Annotated in this window: 12 protein-coding genes and 1 pseudogene; 2 read left to right on the top strand and 11 right to left on the bottom strand. The window is 41.3% G+C overall.

Features of this window, described 5'->3' with window-relative positions; genetic code table 11:
• Positions 1–112 precede the first annotated feature (112 nt).
• From NSTCB13_RS25830 to NSTCB13_RS25815, 4 genes are all read right to left on the bottom strand, one after another.
• Positions 113–1,207, bottom strand: a complete 1,095-nt coding sequence (locus NSTCB13_RS25830) for a DUF4350 domain-containing protein (RefSeq protein ID WP_448274288.1) — start codon at positions 1,205–1,207, stop codon at positions 113–115.
• A gap of 75 nt (positions 1,208–1,282) precedes the next feature.
• Positions 1,283–1,615: an O-linked N-acetylglucosamine transferase family protein gene (locus tag NSTCB13_RS25825; protein ID WP_448274287.1), complete on the bottom strand. Its 333-nt coding sequence runs from the start codon at positions 1,613–1,615 to the stop codon at positions 1,283–1,285.
• Positions 1,616–1,637: 22 nt separating this feature from the next.
• A complete protein-coding gene (locus NSTCB13_RS25820) occupies positions 1,638–3,398 on the bottom strand; it encodes an O-linked N-acetylglucosamine transferase, SPINDLY family protein (RefSeq protein ID WP_448274286.1) in 1,761 nt (586 codons plus the stop codon).
• Between the two features lie 182 nt (positions 3,399–3,580).
• Positions 3,581–4,594: an IS701 family transposase gene (locus tag NSTCB13_RS25815; RefSeq protein WP_448271396.1), complete on the bottom strand. Its 1,014-nt coding sequence runs from the start codon at positions 4,592–4,594 to the stop codon at positions 3,581–3,583.
• Here NSTCB13_RS25815 and NSTCB13_RS25810 point away from each other — a divergent pair.
• The gene (locus NSTCB13_RS25810) at positions 4,565–4,762 is read left to right on the top strand and encodes a hypothetical protein (protein ID WP_448273232.1); all 198 of its coding nucleotides are present in this window, start codon (positions 4,565–4,567) and stop codon (positions 4,760–4,762) included. The genes NSTCB13_RS25815 and NSTCB13_RS25810 overlap by 30 nt on opposite strands.
• A 141-nt stretch (positions 4,763–4,903) precedes the next feature.
• Positions 4,904–5,401: a class I SAM-dependent methyltransferase gene (locus NSTCB13_RS25805; protein ID WP_448274285.1), complete on the top strand. Its 498-nt coding sequence runs from the start codon at positions 4,904–4,906 to the stop codon at positions 5,399–5,401.
• Between the two features lie 8 nt (positions 5,402–5,409).
• Here NSTCB13_RS25805 and NSTCB13_RS25800 read toward each other — a convergent pair whose 3' ends face one another.
• The 7 genes and pseudogenes from NSTCB13_RS25800 to NSTCB13_RS25770 all read right to left on the bottom strand — a co-directional run bounded on the left by NSTCB13_RS25800 (position 5,410) and on the right by NSTCB13_RS25770 (position 15,465).
• Positions 5,410–5,637, bottom strand: a complete 228-nt coding sequence (locus tag NSTCB13_RS25800) for a hypothetical protein (protein WP_448274284.1) — start codon at positions 5,635–5,637, stop codon at positions 5,410–5,412.
• Positions 5,638–5,846: 209 nt separating this feature from the next.
• Positions 5,847–8,735: an NHLP bacteriocin export ABC transporter permease/ATPase subunit gene (locus NSTCB13_RS25795; protein ID WP_448274283.1), complete on the bottom strand. Its 2,889-nt coding sequence runs from the start codon at positions 8,733–8,735 to the stop codon at positions 5,847–5,849.
• Positions 8,736–8,792: 57 nt separating this feature from the next.
• Complete coding sequence (locus tag NSTCB13_RS25790; protein ID WP_448274282.1) at positions 8,793–9,740, bottom strand: PmeII family type II restriction endonuclease; 948 nt, start codon at positions 9,738–9,740, stop codon at positions 8,793–8,795.
• A gap of 55 nt (positions 9,741–9,795) precedes the next feature.
• A pseudogene (locus tag NSTCB13_RS25785) lies at positions 9,796–10,973 on the bottom strand (DNA cytosine methyltransferase).
• A gap of 124 nt (positions 10,974–11,097) precedes the next feature.
• Positions 11,098–13,413, bottom strand: a complete 2,316-nt coding sequence (locus NSTCB13_RS25780; protein WP_448274281.1) for an NHLP family bacteriocin export ABC transporter peptidase/permease/ATPase subunit — start codon at positions 13,411–13,413, stop codon at positions 11,098–11,100.
• 33 nt (positions 13,414–13,446) lie between these two features.
• On the bottom strand, positions 13,447–13,692 hold the full coding sequence (locus NSTCB13_RS25775; protein WP_448274280.1) for a hypothetical protein: 246 nt from the start codon (positions 13,690–13,692) through the stop codon (positions 13,447–13,449).
• 333 nt (positions 13,693–14,025) lie between these two features.
• Positions 14,026–15,465, bottom strand: coding sequence for an NHLP bacteriocin system secretion protein (locus NSTCB13_RS25770; RefSeq protein WP_445627459.1), 1,440 nt, complete (start codon positions 15,463–15,465; stop codon positions 14,026–14,028).
• Between the last annotated feature and the right edge of the window lie 13 nt (positions 15,466–15,478).

Here is a 15,478-nt window from a genome sequence, read left to right as displayed (position 1 = left end):
TTTTACTATTTTTGTGGGATGAGCCGAAAAGCCCGTCCTTTGTATTTTCGGGCGGGCAGGATGCCCACCCCACAAGAATCATCCCTTAATTCAGCAACGCCCAAAAAAATAATTACGAATTACGAATTAATCTAATGGTTCGCCATTTTCCCAACCAGCTTAACAGGTCTCGTTCACTGATGGGTTGTTTGCGAGATTGTAGCTTTAAAACTGCATCTAGTTCTGCTGCACTTGCACCTGTTTTTTCCACCCAGAAATCGATCAAGGCTTGACGTTCTAAAAGTACTTGCCCTAATCCCAAGACTTTTTGGAGTTGTAGTTGTTCTTGTTTACCTACCATTTCAACAACAAAGTCGGTGGTATCAGCTTTCTGCAACACTCCAGCTAAAGCTTGGATGTATGCTTCGCTATTATCTACAACTGGTGTATCTAAAGCTACTGGCTTACCAAAGCGGCGATTCTGCGCCCAAACTAGCACTAATAGCAGGATACCTACCTGTATCAATATTGGAAGTAAGGGAGTTTTGGCAAAAAAGCTAGATAAATCTCCTTCGCTTTCTTTCTTCCTGATATCGGCATCTTTATAGCCGTGCATATATTCATCGACAAAGACTGTGTTACTTTTTTCAGTAACTAAACTAGCTAAATACTTGAAATTACTTAAATAATCTTGGTAGGCGTTGGCAGCTAAATAAGGAGTAGTAGAAAAAATCACCTTTCCTTTTTTGTAATTTTGTTTCCAGACAACAGCACCAAAGCGATCGCCTAAATTAACTTGCTGAGAGTTAGCTTTTTTATATCGTCTACGTGTATCAATTTTAATATGACCTTCAGGAGATTTTTGCATAGTGCTAAACTCCGCTTCTGTAACCCGCGCCTTTGCACCCAAAATTACCAAAGTATTCCCTTTCTCTACCCATTCCCGCTCTTGACTATCTAGTGTGGTTTCTCTGGGATAGCCGCCTACTTGTAGGAAGGTAACTGGGCTGTTCTCTGGCTGAATATCACTAAAAGGCTTTTGCCAACGCTTGATAGAAATTCCCTGTTGTTGCATAAAAGCGTACCAAGCACCATAGCCATCAGAGTTACGGTTATAGGTAGAGCCAGCGTTAATTTTAGTATTATTGGGAGCCGCGAACAAACTAAGTAAAACGATCGCCGCGAGTGCGATCGCTCCCATCCAAGCAAGGCGATTTGGACGTTTCATTTTCGACTTTCATAGCCTTTGAATATCACTGTTAATACTTACTTATTTTTCAGTTAAAGTCAAAATATACTTTCTTTAACTTCTTGCAGCGATCGCATGTTTGATGAATGCTTCTAAATTTTGGGTAGCAGTGGGATTGTCAAACAGAACGTTGCTTGAGAGTTTTAGGGCTTCACGAACTGAGTATCGCCAATCAATATCTTTGGCTAATCGCACTGCAATCTGAATATATTGCGAGGGATCATCTGCAATTGTTTGTGTTACAGCGATCGCTTGCAAAAAACCATAGGAATGACGCCCCCGCATAAACTCACCAGGACAAGTGACAATTGGTAAATGACAGGCGATCGCATCCAGTGTTGTGTTACCACCCGCCCAGTCGAAGGTATCTAAATAAATGTCTGCCAAAGAAAGCAAGTCAAAGTAATCATCACGCGGTAGGGGGGACAGGAGAGAATACACAATAGTCAAGACTATCTAACCCGACAGCCGCGAATGCTCGTTTTAGACGTTCTTGAGAAATCCCAGAGCGAAGGAACATAAACTGAGCATTGGGAACTTGACGGGCAATTTCTGCATAAACGTAATCGTACTGTGGTAGATATTTATAAGCAGCTTGACTAGAGATGTAGACGATCGCATCTTCTCGTAATCCAAAAAATAATCGGTTGCGGCTAACTAAGTCAACTTCGATCGTAGGATAGGAAATCCCAACACCAGGCAAACGTACAAGGCTTTCGCTATAGTGATATTGGCCATTCACAGGCTCCATCAGTTCGCTAGATAAAAAATAATCAATGGTGGGTAATCCAGAAGTGACAGGTTGCCCCCAAGCCATACATTGAATCGGCGCTAAACGCAGTCCAGCAATGCATAGTGTTGTGGCATCCATTCCTAATTCTGGAAAAATTAACACATCAAGGCGATCGTCAATAACTTGTTGACAAATCTGTTCTAAATTATTCGGCAAATGATAAAACTTCGTACTATGAGACTGAAATAATTGAGTAGCAGCATCAATTTGATGCCCGATGTGATATGAATAAATTTCAAAATTTTGATTATCTGCATATTTAAGCCAGTTTAAGAACAAAACTGTTCCACTCCAGCTACATAAAAAATAGGAAAGATAGCCAATTTTAATTCTGCGATTGTTACTAATAGAAGAAATCGGAGATACCTGACTCCATTGCGGATAATTTGCCGCCATAATTTGGTGAACTAGCTGTCCATATTGCTGCTGTAATATCAGGTCATTTTTTGCCTGATATGCAAGAAAAAAGTTTGTATGATGGCTGATTCCGATAAAAGCTTTTTTCTGTTCATCTGGGCTATTCATGGTTATTTCTTGAATCAATTTTGCTAGCCCATCTTGAAACCATACTCGATAGGTATCAATCTCTTGAGGAGTATGATAAGTTTCTGGCAGCATAAGATAGCTCAACATCTTAAATACATAGTTTTCAGGAAACTTTTCTGTAACCTGTTGAGCGAAGTTACGAGCTTCCAGATAGTTCTGGCTTTGCTTTAGACGAATAATCAGCCAGTAATAGAGTTCTTCTGCTTGAGGGCAATTGCTAATACCATTTTGCAATGTTGCGATCGCCGCTGGCATCTGACCAGTTTTATAAAAAACATCACTTAACTTCAGATAATAGTTAATCTGGTGCGGACAAGTAGATAAATACTTGCTGTAATATGAGATAGCGTTTTCAGGCAATTCACTATCTGCGAAATAATCACCCCATCTTTGCCAAGATTCTAGCCGAGCCGCTTCATAAATAGTTGGCTGTTCAATTTCTGACAAATCACATTTAGGAATTTGTGCAATTTCTGGCTGCTGAATAATGTAGCGATCTTCATTATTAATTGGGATACGAAAATTAATTAATGATTTAATAATAGACCATTCTTGGGTGGTTAACTGACCCGTAAGCCCTACATTTAGGTCTTCCGAGACAGCTTCTTCTAAACTAAGTTTCAAAACTGTCTCAAAAAGTAATGAGTTAGCATTATCTTGTAGTTCATCCGATAAACTTTGGCTGTAAATTAGCAGTGTTATATCTTGTCTCGCTGGATGTGTGAAAAGAGTTCTGAGAACATTCGTCAAATCTTCTGCGAGCGCAGTTTCTAAATTAGACCAGTCAGGAAAGATAATCAAGTTAATATTTCTTAATTCATTAATTAACATAGCGTTGCAATTACTAATGATACGATCGCCTTCGCCTATTAAACTCGAAAAACCCTTTGAGCGGTGTCTATGGACGAGAATGAAAAACGAATCCTTGACTCATGGCAGATGAATGCTAACAGGACTTACGCAACTGGCACAAAAAGGGGGTAAGGTGCAGCCCTAGCCAGCGACAATTCAACTCAAACCAAGCACATAAGAATACTTGGGCGTTTTAGTTGCTGAATTAAATAATTAGAAAGCAAATTATGCTTGATTTGATAAATAGTTTGACCAGTTTGATAGGCTAAATTCTTTAATCTAATCCAAACCAACATTGCACAAGCAATATGATTTCTTTGAAGCCTAGCTTTACGACATTGACAAGATTCAATGCCTGTTAGTTGTTTAATCTCTCGGTGAAACTCCTCGATTTTCCAACGAATTTTACACACCTCTTGTACAACATCCGTGGAGCTTTGAGATAAATCGTTAGTGGCGATATAATCCGTTCTGTTGGTAGAAACAGTAACCCGGAATAGTTTCACTTTTTTCTTAGCTGGGAACCCTTTAATTTTAATTATCTTACCACAGTCTAGTTCTTCAGGACTCCATTCTAATAATTCAATACGTTTATATTTGTCTTGTCCAAATGTATCATCAACTAACCGATTATTTTTTAAAGGGCAATAATATATTTTCTCGATTGCATCAATATAAAGCATTAAACTATGTACGGCATACCATGTGTCCATCAAAACAGTATCGAATGGTAAAAGCTTATGATATACAAGGTTTTGCAGCATGTCTTTCACATGGTCTATCTTGGTTTTACCATCGACATCAGGATTAAAAATGCGGTAATCGATTACCCAAAATTTTTGAAGAGTAGGGTTGACATACACACAGCTAACTACACCAATACCTTTGAGGACACCATGTTCATTACCACTATATTGTTTTCTGACTGTTTCTATTTCTTTAGAATACCTTTTATCTAAAACGCTATCATCAAATATTATGTAACCATTAGCATCAGGTTCAATTACCTCTTTCACGTTATCCCATAATAACCGAGGTGTTAATTTTTCTCTGTTTAAATAATAGTTAATTGCATCATGGCTAATACTTTCTAAATGCTCTGCCAAATTAGTCATTGTATAATTAATCTGACTACTTAATAAGTATTGGCAGTAATCAAGCTTAGTAAATTTCATTACCGTAAGCAACATTTATCTAATACAACCTCTACCTATTTTCTCATGAATCTTTCATGCTTTGCCTCCAATACACCTGCCTCTATTACGAATACAAGGCTTTCGGAATTAAATTCAAATAATACTCATGTACTAGCTAGCGGCGATCGCTCTGTGCCAGTTGCGTAAGTCCTGGCTAAATTATGGACACAAGCAGTTCGTAATCAACAAATTGAAAGCCGTGCGATCGCCACAGATGCCGCTATAGTTAAAGCGATAACCCAACTTAATCCCAGAACATTCTTAGATATTGGATGCGGTGAGGGATGGTTGTCTCGACAGCTATTTTCTTTAGGAATTGATGGCTGGGGTGTTGATTTTTGCGCCGATCTCATCGAGACAGCAAAGGATAGTGGTGATTCTCGCTTTGTTGTCTGTTCGTACTCGGATCTTGCATCACAAAGATTTAGCACCATTAACTATTTCTCTTGCTTGATTTGCAACTTTTCAATTTTAGGCGAATGTGCTGTTGATGAGATCGCTAAGGCAGGTCATAGCCTGTTAGAAGACAAAGGCAAAATAATCATTCAAACACTTCATCCGATAATTGCTTGCGGTGACTCTCCATACTCCAATGGGTGGCGCGAAACTTCATGGCAACCAAATGCAGATCGGCCATTCTACCCTACTCCTTGGTATTTCCGAACCCTAGAATCATGGATTAACGAATTCCATGCTTTGAATTACCGATTGCTAAATTTATATGAGCCATTCGATCCCAAGACAAATAAACCGATTTCCATTATTTTTGTCTTTGAACGAGAGTAAAGTATTAATTAACCGGACTTGATATTAAAACGACTGCCCGAATTCAATAAACGATCGCCCGAATTCAACAAACGACCGCCCGAATTCAATAAATGATCGCCCGAATTCAATAAACGACCGCCCGAATTCAATAAACGATCGCCCGAATTCAATAAACGATCGCCCGAATTCAATAAACGATCGCCCGAATTCAATAAACGATCGCCCGAATTCAACAAACGACCGCCCGAATTCAATATATTTATTGCATCTAGCTTTAGTTTTACCCCACCCTAACCCTCCCCTTGCAAAGGGGAGGGAACTAGATTTCCGATTTCCCCCCAATGCATCGGGGGGATTAAGGGGGGTAATTTGAGTTGTGTATACACGGTAGCCGCCTCGGAAAGGGGTTGGGCAGAGGTTCATCGAACTCACGTCAAGTTACTAATTCCATGCTGAAGCAAAACTAAAGCTCCCCTTCTAACTGTTGAGCTACCAGTCTGGCAAATAACCCTGGTTGAGTAATCAATTCCGAAAAAGTACCTACCTGTACGACATGACCAGCGTCAATCACATAGATGCGATCAGCATTACGAATTGTGCTGAGGCGATGGGCAATCACCACTCTAGTAGCGTTTAACTTGGCTAAACTTTCAGTCACAATTGCCTGGGTACGGTTGTCTAAAGCACTGGTCGCCTCATCCATCAAGATAATTTTAGGCTTGGAAACCAGCGATCGCGCAATCAATAATCTTTGCCGTTGTCCACCGGAAAGATTACTACCACCCTCGGCGACGATCGTATGCATCCCCATTGGCATTTGCTTGATATCATCAGCAAAGCCTGCCATTTGTGCGGCTGACCAAGCTTCTTCTAGGGAAACTAAAGCTCCGGCGGTGATATTATCAAAAACCGATCCTGTACCGATTTTACCATTTTGCAGTACCACTCCTAACTGTCTTCGCACAGCTTGGAGTTCCATCTCTGCTAAATCTTTGCGATCGTAATAAATGTTCCCTGTTAATGGAGTTTCAAAGCCCAATAACAACCGCAATATCGTTGATTTTCCACTTCCAGAAGACCCAACGATCGCGATAAATTCCCCTGGTTCGGCATGGAGGCTGACATCATTGAGGATTAAGCTGCCATTTTCCGAGTAGCGAAAGCTGACACGATTTAGGGCAATGCGACCGCTTAATTGACCGGGATTAACCTTGGTTGAGTCATATTCCGGCTGCGATCGCCAAATCGGTTTTGCTCGTTCCCAGATTGGTACAATACTCCAAATTTCCGATACAGTATTGCTCAGGTCAATTACTCCTTTGATAAAAATCGCCAAAGCATAGTTAAAAGCAACGAATGTACCCAGTGTTAGGCGTGTCTGCATCAACAACATGGCAAACCCAAACAGCAGTATAGAACTTACCAAAGGAAGTGCTTCGTTAAATATAGAAATACCATCTTTAATCTCTTGCCAACTTGCCTTCAGCCGGATTTGCTGGCTATACTTTTTTGCCCAAGCGGCAAATGCGCGTTCTTCCGCCATTGTGACTCGCAGTTTGGCAACACCGTTGATTAGTTGTACCGTGAGTCCCTGAATTGCGCCATTGAGTTCTTGCTCTTTTTGCGATTTCTTCACCAAAAGGAAACTTGCAACAGTCGTAACCACAGCGGCAAATAGTGCTAAACCCACGCCCACAAGCGCTAGTTGCCAACTGTAAATAAACATCAGCACCAAGTTGAATAAGGCAAAAACTCCACTCAACAACGTTCTTTGGGTAGCACCGCTAAGTTTTTGATGAATTTCCCTCACCGCCATAACGCGGTTGACCAAATCTCCAGAAGTATACTGACGAAAAAAGCTAGGACTTAATCTGAGTAACCGATCCCAAATGGCTGGCTGTAATATGCTATCAGTGGCGCTTTCAACTCGCAGAGTAATAATGCTTTGGGCAACTTGAAAAGCTAACTGTCCAAAGGCGACTGCAAACATCACCAATCCAATCTGCCAAAGCATTGCGCGATCGCTATCGGGAATGGCATGATTGATTAAAATTGCTGTTGCTTGCGGTGCAACCATCCCCAATATTGTGCCTAGTAGCCCTACCACTAAAATACTGGCAATGTCTTTTTCATAACCCTTGACCCCAAAGCGCAGCAGGTCGATGGCGTTGAGGGCAACTTGGGGTAATGGCCGATAGAGAACGTAGGCTAATGGTGAGAGTGTTTTTGCTACTGATTCATTAACAGGTGTGCGAGTCCGCGCTACGGGGTCAAAGATTACATAATCCCGATTATCTGTAGGTAATAACGCCACTGGGCGTTCCAACTGAGTATAAGCTAACATCGCTCCTTGGTCTTGACGCCACCAGCCATCTGCTAAAGTTATCCGCCGAATCCGAATTTGCGATGCTTGTGCGATCGCAGCTACAGGGTCTTTAATAGAATTCAAATCCTCTGCTGGTGGACGAATCTCTATCCCCAGCGTCCGTCCAACTGCCCCAAATGCTACCAATAAGGGCGGCCCTTCCTGAGAAAAAACCGCCTCCTGTTGTGGCTGCAATACCGTTGCTAAATCAGAAAGTGCCCCCTCTATTACTTGCTGATTAAATTGTTCGCGTTCCTGAAACTGCCGAAATTCTGCTTCTGCTTCTTTGTTTGCCAGCAAACTGAAGTAGTGAAAGAAATAAGTCTGCAAACTGGCTAAACCTGCCAAAAGTTCCTCGGAATTTTCTAAATCTGCCGTTGGCAACATTTCTCCGATAACTGCATCTTCTGCCTCCAGCCACATATCACTCGTGAGTGGAAACGCTGGTGAAGCAGAATTCAACGTTAATTCCTCAACTCCCATCCAGTGAGTATTGCCTTGCTGCAACTTCACCCATACAAGTGTTTGTTGCGTCCACTGTAGCGTTTCATCGGGCGATAATGAAAAATCTCGCCCTAATGTCTGCACAAGGTTTAATGGCGTAGTCAAAACTGTCTGCTGGGCGCTAAGAGATTGTCCTAAATGATTTACCCAACCTTCTAAAAGTTCTATGGATTGAGAGTCAGCCGCCGTGATTCCCTTAACCAAATCAACCATTGACATCTGGCATAATTGGGTAGGTTCAATTGCGATCACGACAAAACTCCATTGGCTTTGTGCTATTACTTCCGGTAACAAGACTTCACCAGCGTTGACATGAAACAAATAGCGGCGATGCTCCTTTGGTAAACTGTTCTGAATAGTCGCAAACACTGCCAATGTTCCAGACTGCACTATCCAGAATGTTTCTGGATCGTTCAACGGTACTGGTTCGTTTGCTTGAAAGGAGTACAGTTTAGAAGAAGGATTTACTTGCCGACTATTCATTGATCAACTAATAGAATATTTGATGGGCTAGAAGTCTTTTCCTATAGGCTTTACAATTTAAAAAATGCTATTGATGTAATTTGATACTCCCTGATGACCATCTCCAAAGTCTTGTATAAATTCATCAGTTACTCTATTTGCACAACTATCTATTTCTTCAGAAAGTGAATTTTGATGCAGTATTTGATGCGCTGATTTACGTAAAACCTCAAATAATTTAGAACTGTAATCAGAGTCTTCGCTCAAGAAAGTCCACAGTTCTTTACCAATCAAAGTTTGCATTTCCCAATCAGGCAGTATTTGTTTTAATAGTCCAATTGTTACTGTTTTGCTTGTCCTTTTACCATAAGTAAATCCTATATACGCTTTATCTCCTTCTTTAACCTTTTCTTGAATTTTTTCAGCCCAGTAAACTACTTGGTCTTTATCCATATTGTTTGGTCCGCTTTTTATTTGCAGCCAAAATTTTTCGCCATCACTCGTAGTTTTAACCAAATCCCATCCTGATTTATTAGGAGCTTTTTCAACAGTATCAGAACTAGTAAGTAACAGGTCTTCTATAAAAAATCCCATAGATGTAACGATTGAGCGAGTAGCCGCCATATAAACATTTAATCTGACAACTGCATCTGGAGTATCTAAATTAAGCGCTCTAATTAAAAATGGGTTAGGATTTAAGTTTTTTAAAGATAGGTTTCTAACCATATTTAGTTGTTTTTGAGTGAATCCCCTACTAATAATGGCTAAATAATTTTCGGCAATTGTAAGTTCTGCCAATAAAGAGCCTGATTCCCTATATCTAGACAAATTAGTAATTTCTGCGTCTGTTAACTTTAAAACGTCTTTATCAGATATACTCTTGATGTTTTTGATATTTTCTTCTTGAAATTCTAAGAAATCTTTGATATCTGCAAAATATGAGGCAAGAGAATGTGCTTTGTTGAATGTTAAACCTACCTCATTTTTTAGAGCGTATGCTAACATTTCATGAAACTGTTCGGACACTTTATTTTATCCCAAATCTAATAATCTAATAAAACTAAATCTTGAAAAAGCTAAGTTAAAAAATTGAAAGCTGTTCAAAAATATTTTTTGATTCTGGTTTTTCATTTTTGATTATTTTAGATAAATATTGTCCGATTGCGTGAGACAATTTAACCGGAACAGAATTACCTATTTGTCTATATCTAGACGCTAGAGAACCATAAAATACCCAAGTATCAGGAAAAGTTTGAATTCTTGCATATTCTCGTACACTCAGAGGTCGTAATTCAACAGGATGACACATATCCGTAGCTTTCTGATGTGGGCTTGTTGTCACCGTAGGAGAGGGTTTATCCCAAGACAATCTTCTATAAAATCCAACTTTGCCACCTCCAGATTTGTAAGCACCTCCCATTGCTTCAGGCTTTAATTCATCTGGTAAATGTCTCCAGTTTTGACCTTCTTTCAATAAAGCAAGATATTTTAGACGTTGTTTTGAATAAGGGATGTATTCTGGATGTGGGTCGGATAAATTAGACAGAGCATCTCTAAGAGTTCGCCATTTCCGAAGTCCTTTTAAGCCATTTTTATCATGAGTGGGTTTAGGAAAAGTTAAAAGTTCACCATTTTTTTAACCAATAAATATTACTCTTGCTCTCGTTTGCGGTACACCATAATCAGCAGCTTGCACTAGCATAGGAGGAGCAACTTCATAACCGATTGCTTTCATTTGGGCTAATACAACCTTAAGGGCTGCACCCTCAATTTCATCTGGTTCTAAAGGAGGGTATCCAACACCTCTTTGATTATGAGGGGTCTATGGCGAATCGGAGATGAAAGTAATCCTTTGACGTTCTCCATTAAAAAAAAGCGAGGTTGAATTTCTTTCACAATGCGAATGAAATCCATAAATAAACTTCCTTGTGGATCTATAACAGAACCACGCTTACCCGCAGTGCTGAATGGCTGACAGGGCGGGCCTCCTGTTACTAGGTCTACTTCAGCAGGTAAAAGAGGTCTACCAAGTTTTAAAACACGTCCTCCCTCTTCTAGCAATGTTTGTGCTGAAATCTGCCTAATATCTCTTGGTACAGCACTTTCTCTAAGGTGAGGGCGGTTCAATATAATAGTTTTTGTTGCATCAGCATCTATTTCAACTACGCTGACAGTATAAAAACCTGCTTCTTCTATACCCAAATCAAGACCGAAAGCTCCTGCAAACAGAGCAATGGATATTAATTGGTTATTAATCACTTTTTCCTCAGATTTTCAAAATCAATTTTACTCACATTTAAACCTAATAGATTTTTATAATTCCCACAAACAAAATTGTCTGAGTGGGTATTTATTACATTGTCGTCTAAGTTTTTTACAAATACTACCTTGCCTCTGCTGCGTGAAGTAAGCGAATATAAGTTCCGCCTTGCTGCCATAATTCCTCATGGGTGCCACGCTGCACGATTTTACCTTGCTCTAGCACAATAATTTCATCACAATCGCGAATTGTGCTGAGGCGGTGGGCTACTACAATACACGAACAACCACGCTGTTGCAAGTTACGGTTAATAATCAACTCGGTTTCTGCATCTAGGGCGCTGGTTGCTTCATCCAATACTAAGACTGTGGGATTTCTCACTAAAGCGCGGGCAATTTCTAAACGCTGGCGTTGTCCACCACTGATATTCATACCGCCTTCAATCAACTCAAAGTCATATTTTCCAGGCATAGATGCGATCGCATCATGAATCGCTGCATCTTGGCAAGCCTGCACCAAATCGGCTTCTGGTATAGTTGAATCCCAAAGAGTGATGTTTTCTCGCACAGTCCCAGCAAATAAAAAGATATCCTGTTCAACCATTGCCAACCAGTTAGCCAGAACAGAACGCTTAATTTGCGATCGCTCTACACCATCAAAGCAGATTTCTCCATCCCAAGGTTGATAAAGCCCGCAAATTAATTTAGCAACTGTCGATTTACCAGAACCACTCCCCCCCACAAGCGCTATTCTTTGCCCTGGCTTGACAGTCAAACTCAAATTCTCAATCAACGGAGATTCCACACGACTATAGCCAAAAGTAACATTTCGTAACTCAACATTACCCTGTAATTGCCAGAGTGATGAAGAAATAATTTCTCCCCCTGCTCCCTGCTCCCTGCTCCCTGCTCCCTGCTCCCTGCCCCCTGCTCCCTGCTCCCTGCTCCCTGCCCCCTGCTCCCTGCCCCCTGCTCCCTGCCCTGAGCGAAGTCGAAGGGCTGCCACCTGCTTCCCCTCTACTTCCAAATCAATGGGATTTTGCAATACATCATCAAGGCGGTTTAAATCAGCTTCTAAAGTTTGGAGTGTACTGCCAAAATTGACGAGGCTATTGACTGGCTCTAAGAAACTCAGTGTTAAACTTTGGTAGGCAACCAGCATCCCAATACTGAGATTGTTTTTCATTACCTGTAAACCACCAACCAGCAAAATAGAAGCTGTGGTTAAGGCTGTCAAAATTGTGGGTAATGTGGTGAGAATTTGAGTTTGTAAACCTAATTGTTGTTGGGCGTTGAGCGCTTTAGCATAATAACCCGCAAACCGAGCAAATAAATCTGACTCTAGCCCAGAAGCTTTGATGGTTTCTATTGTTTGGATGCCGCTAATCGTTACTCCACCCACCTTGCCATATTCCTGAGCTAGGCGCATATTTGCATCTACACGAGTTTGCGATAAAAATAAGAGGGCGAGAATGTTGATTAAAGCAAAACCGACTGCGATCGCACTCAGCAATTGGTCATACTGAATCATAATCAGCAGGTAAAAGACCATCATCACCGCATCAATTACTGTAGTTGCCAAAGGCCCTGAGAGTACTTCTGCCACCCGGCCATTCAGTTGCACTCGGTTACTGATTTCCCCAGCAAAGCGTTGATCGTAAAACCCAATGGGCAATCGCAGAATATGCCAGAGAAACTGTCCAGATGTGCTGACTGACAGCTTAACCATTAATCGCCGCAAGTAGGTAAGCCGCAGTCTGGCAAGGAATGCCCGTAATAAACTAGTTAACAGCATTCCTAACAGCAAAGGTCGTAACCAATCTTGTCGATCTTGGATTAAAATCTCATCGATAAATACTTGAGAAAAGGCTGGCACAGCTAACCGAGGCAATGTTAGCAATAAACCAGCTAGCAAGCAAAATAAGATAGTAACTTGTGAGTTTTGTAAGCGGCTACTTAAGGCTGAGACAATGTGATTTTTTTTGCCTCCCTTCTGAAAATCCGCTCCTGGTTCCATTGTCAGCACAACACCCGTGTATGCGCGATCGAACTCTTCCCAACTCACTGTTCTGCGACCATTGGCAGGATCGTTGAGGTAGACACGTTTTTTGCTGTATCCTTCTACCACGAGAAAATGGTTAAAATTCCAAAAGGCAATGTAGGGGAGGCGGGTAGTTTTGACGTTTTCCAGAGACAGTTTTAAACCTTTAGCATTGAGTCCATAATTTTTTGCAGCTTTGACAATATTAAAAGCTTTACTCCCATCCCGCGAAACACCGCATTCTTCACGCAGTTTAGCCAGTGGCACAATCCGCCCGTAATAGCTCAGAATTATTCCCAAAGCAGCCGCACCACATTCGACCGCTTCCATTTGCAAAAGTGTAGAAGTGCGGACACGATTTGGTTTAAATTTTGGGATTGGGAATGGGGCATTAGGCATGGGGCATGGGGCATTGGGCATTGGGCATTGGTATTAGATAGAACTTGAACGTTGAGCTTTTGAGGGTGGAAGTTGAGCTTCTGAGGGTGGAAGTTGAGCTTCTGAGGGTGGAAGTTGAGCTTCTGAGGGTGAAAGTTGAGCTTCTGAGGGTGAAAGTTGACCTTCTGAGGGTGGAAGTTGAGCTTCTGAGGGTGAAAGTTGACCTTCTGAGGGTGGAAGTTGAGCTTCTGATGGTGAAAGTTGACCTTCTGAGGGTGAACCTTCAAGTTTTAACCTCAATGCCCAAATTAACGCGATGTGCAACTTATCCTTAGAACCTCTCCCCCACAGGGAGCAGGGAGCTACGGTGTACACACATCTTGGTAATGAAGCTCAAACCCTGGATTTACCCCCCTTAATCCCCCCTTGCTAAGGGGGGAAATATCTGCTTCTCCCTTTTGCTAAAGGGGAAATATCCGGTTCTCCCCCTTACCAAGGGGGAGTTAGAGGGGGTGAAAAGGACTTGTGTGTACATCTTAGGCACAGGGAGGAGAGGCTTTGATTCTTGCTCCCCTTCCCTTGTAGGGAAGGGGTTGGGGGTTAGGTCTGAAAGAAAGTTGCATACGGCGTAAACTAATAAATTCCCGTCCAAGAGCGCAGCATAGGAATAATATAAGAAATCGGTGCTTTTTCTCCAACCTTTACTTGAACTGATGTAGTTGTCCCAGAAGATATTTTTAAGGCTGGGCCATCAGAGGATGACCATTTGTAGCCACTGACTGATGTAGGGTTTTCTTGGAGTTGGATAAAAGCTTGCACCTGATTTTCACCTTTACCTGCAAGACTGGCGGCAATTTCTTTGTTACCAACGATCGCTGTAATATCTTGTGTACTTACCGGAAATGAAGAAATATTTGCAACGGTTCCGACAATACCACCTTCGCGCTCGCGTTTAGCAAAGCTGGGAGTCACTTGTACAGCCATCCCTGGCTTGATTTGCTTACCATCTTTATTCGCAAAGTAAACAAGACTCATAAGTTTTGAATTTGGCTGTTCAGCTTCAATTGACCCCAAGCGACTACCCGGATTCATCATTTGTCCAGGGACAGCGCTCAGTTCGAGAATGTGACCATTATATTTGCTAATAATTCTACTTTCTTGAGATAGTTGCAGTTGTAATTGGGCAATTCGCCGCTTTACTTCCCGAATTTGATTTGTTTTATCAATTGATTGCTTTAAGTCTTGTTCGCGTAGTTTAGTATTTTGAGTATTAATATCTTTAATTTTGGTTTTAATTTCGTCAATTCTATTAAGATTTTCCAGATATTCGCGTTGCGTGGTAGTTTCTTGGATTTCCAGATCCTTGAGTTGCACGTCAATATCTGACAGTTCGCTTTGAGTATTAAAATATTCTTGTTCGGCTTGCACCAGCATATCTTGGCTGATTACATGCTGCTCAAAAAGGTGACGACGGTTATCAACCCGTTTTTTAAGAGTTTTGAGTAAGTAATTAATTTGTTGTTTGCGGGAATTAATGCTTTGGCGTTTTTGAGCGATCGCTCTCAATGTTTGATCGCGTAGTTTCGGCGCACTTTGCTCTCGATGCAAATTATTTTCCAAATCCATTCTCTGTTGTCCAAGAGTAATGATTTGTTGGTCAATCAGCAGCTTTTGTAACCTGTCAGTCTCTTGATTCTGGGTTTGCAGTTGTTGCAATTTTACTTGCTCTTGCTGCAACTGCTGTTTCAAAGCTGATTGGTCGATAATACCCAGTACATCACCTTGTTTAATAATATCCCCCGCCTTTACCTTCAGAGTTAGTAACGGGCCAGAACTGGGTGCTTGAAATTCCACAACATGGTGCGGTTTAATCAAGATACCTTGACCTGTCACCGTGAGCGGAATTCTGCCGAACACACTCCAAAGGCCAGCTACAGCAACCACAAAACTCAAAGTAGATAAAGTTAACCAAGCTTGAGGCTTGACAACTTGTATTGCTCGATCCAGTTGTTCTGGTGAAGATAAGCGCTCTAAGGCTTCTTGGCGATATATGTGGCTGTGTTTTAGTTGCATTGTTCTCCTTTTT

It is taken from the genome of Nostoc sp. DSM 114160 (assembly GCF_053470305.1).
This window is presented reverse-complemented; position numbering and strand designations above follow the sequence as displayed.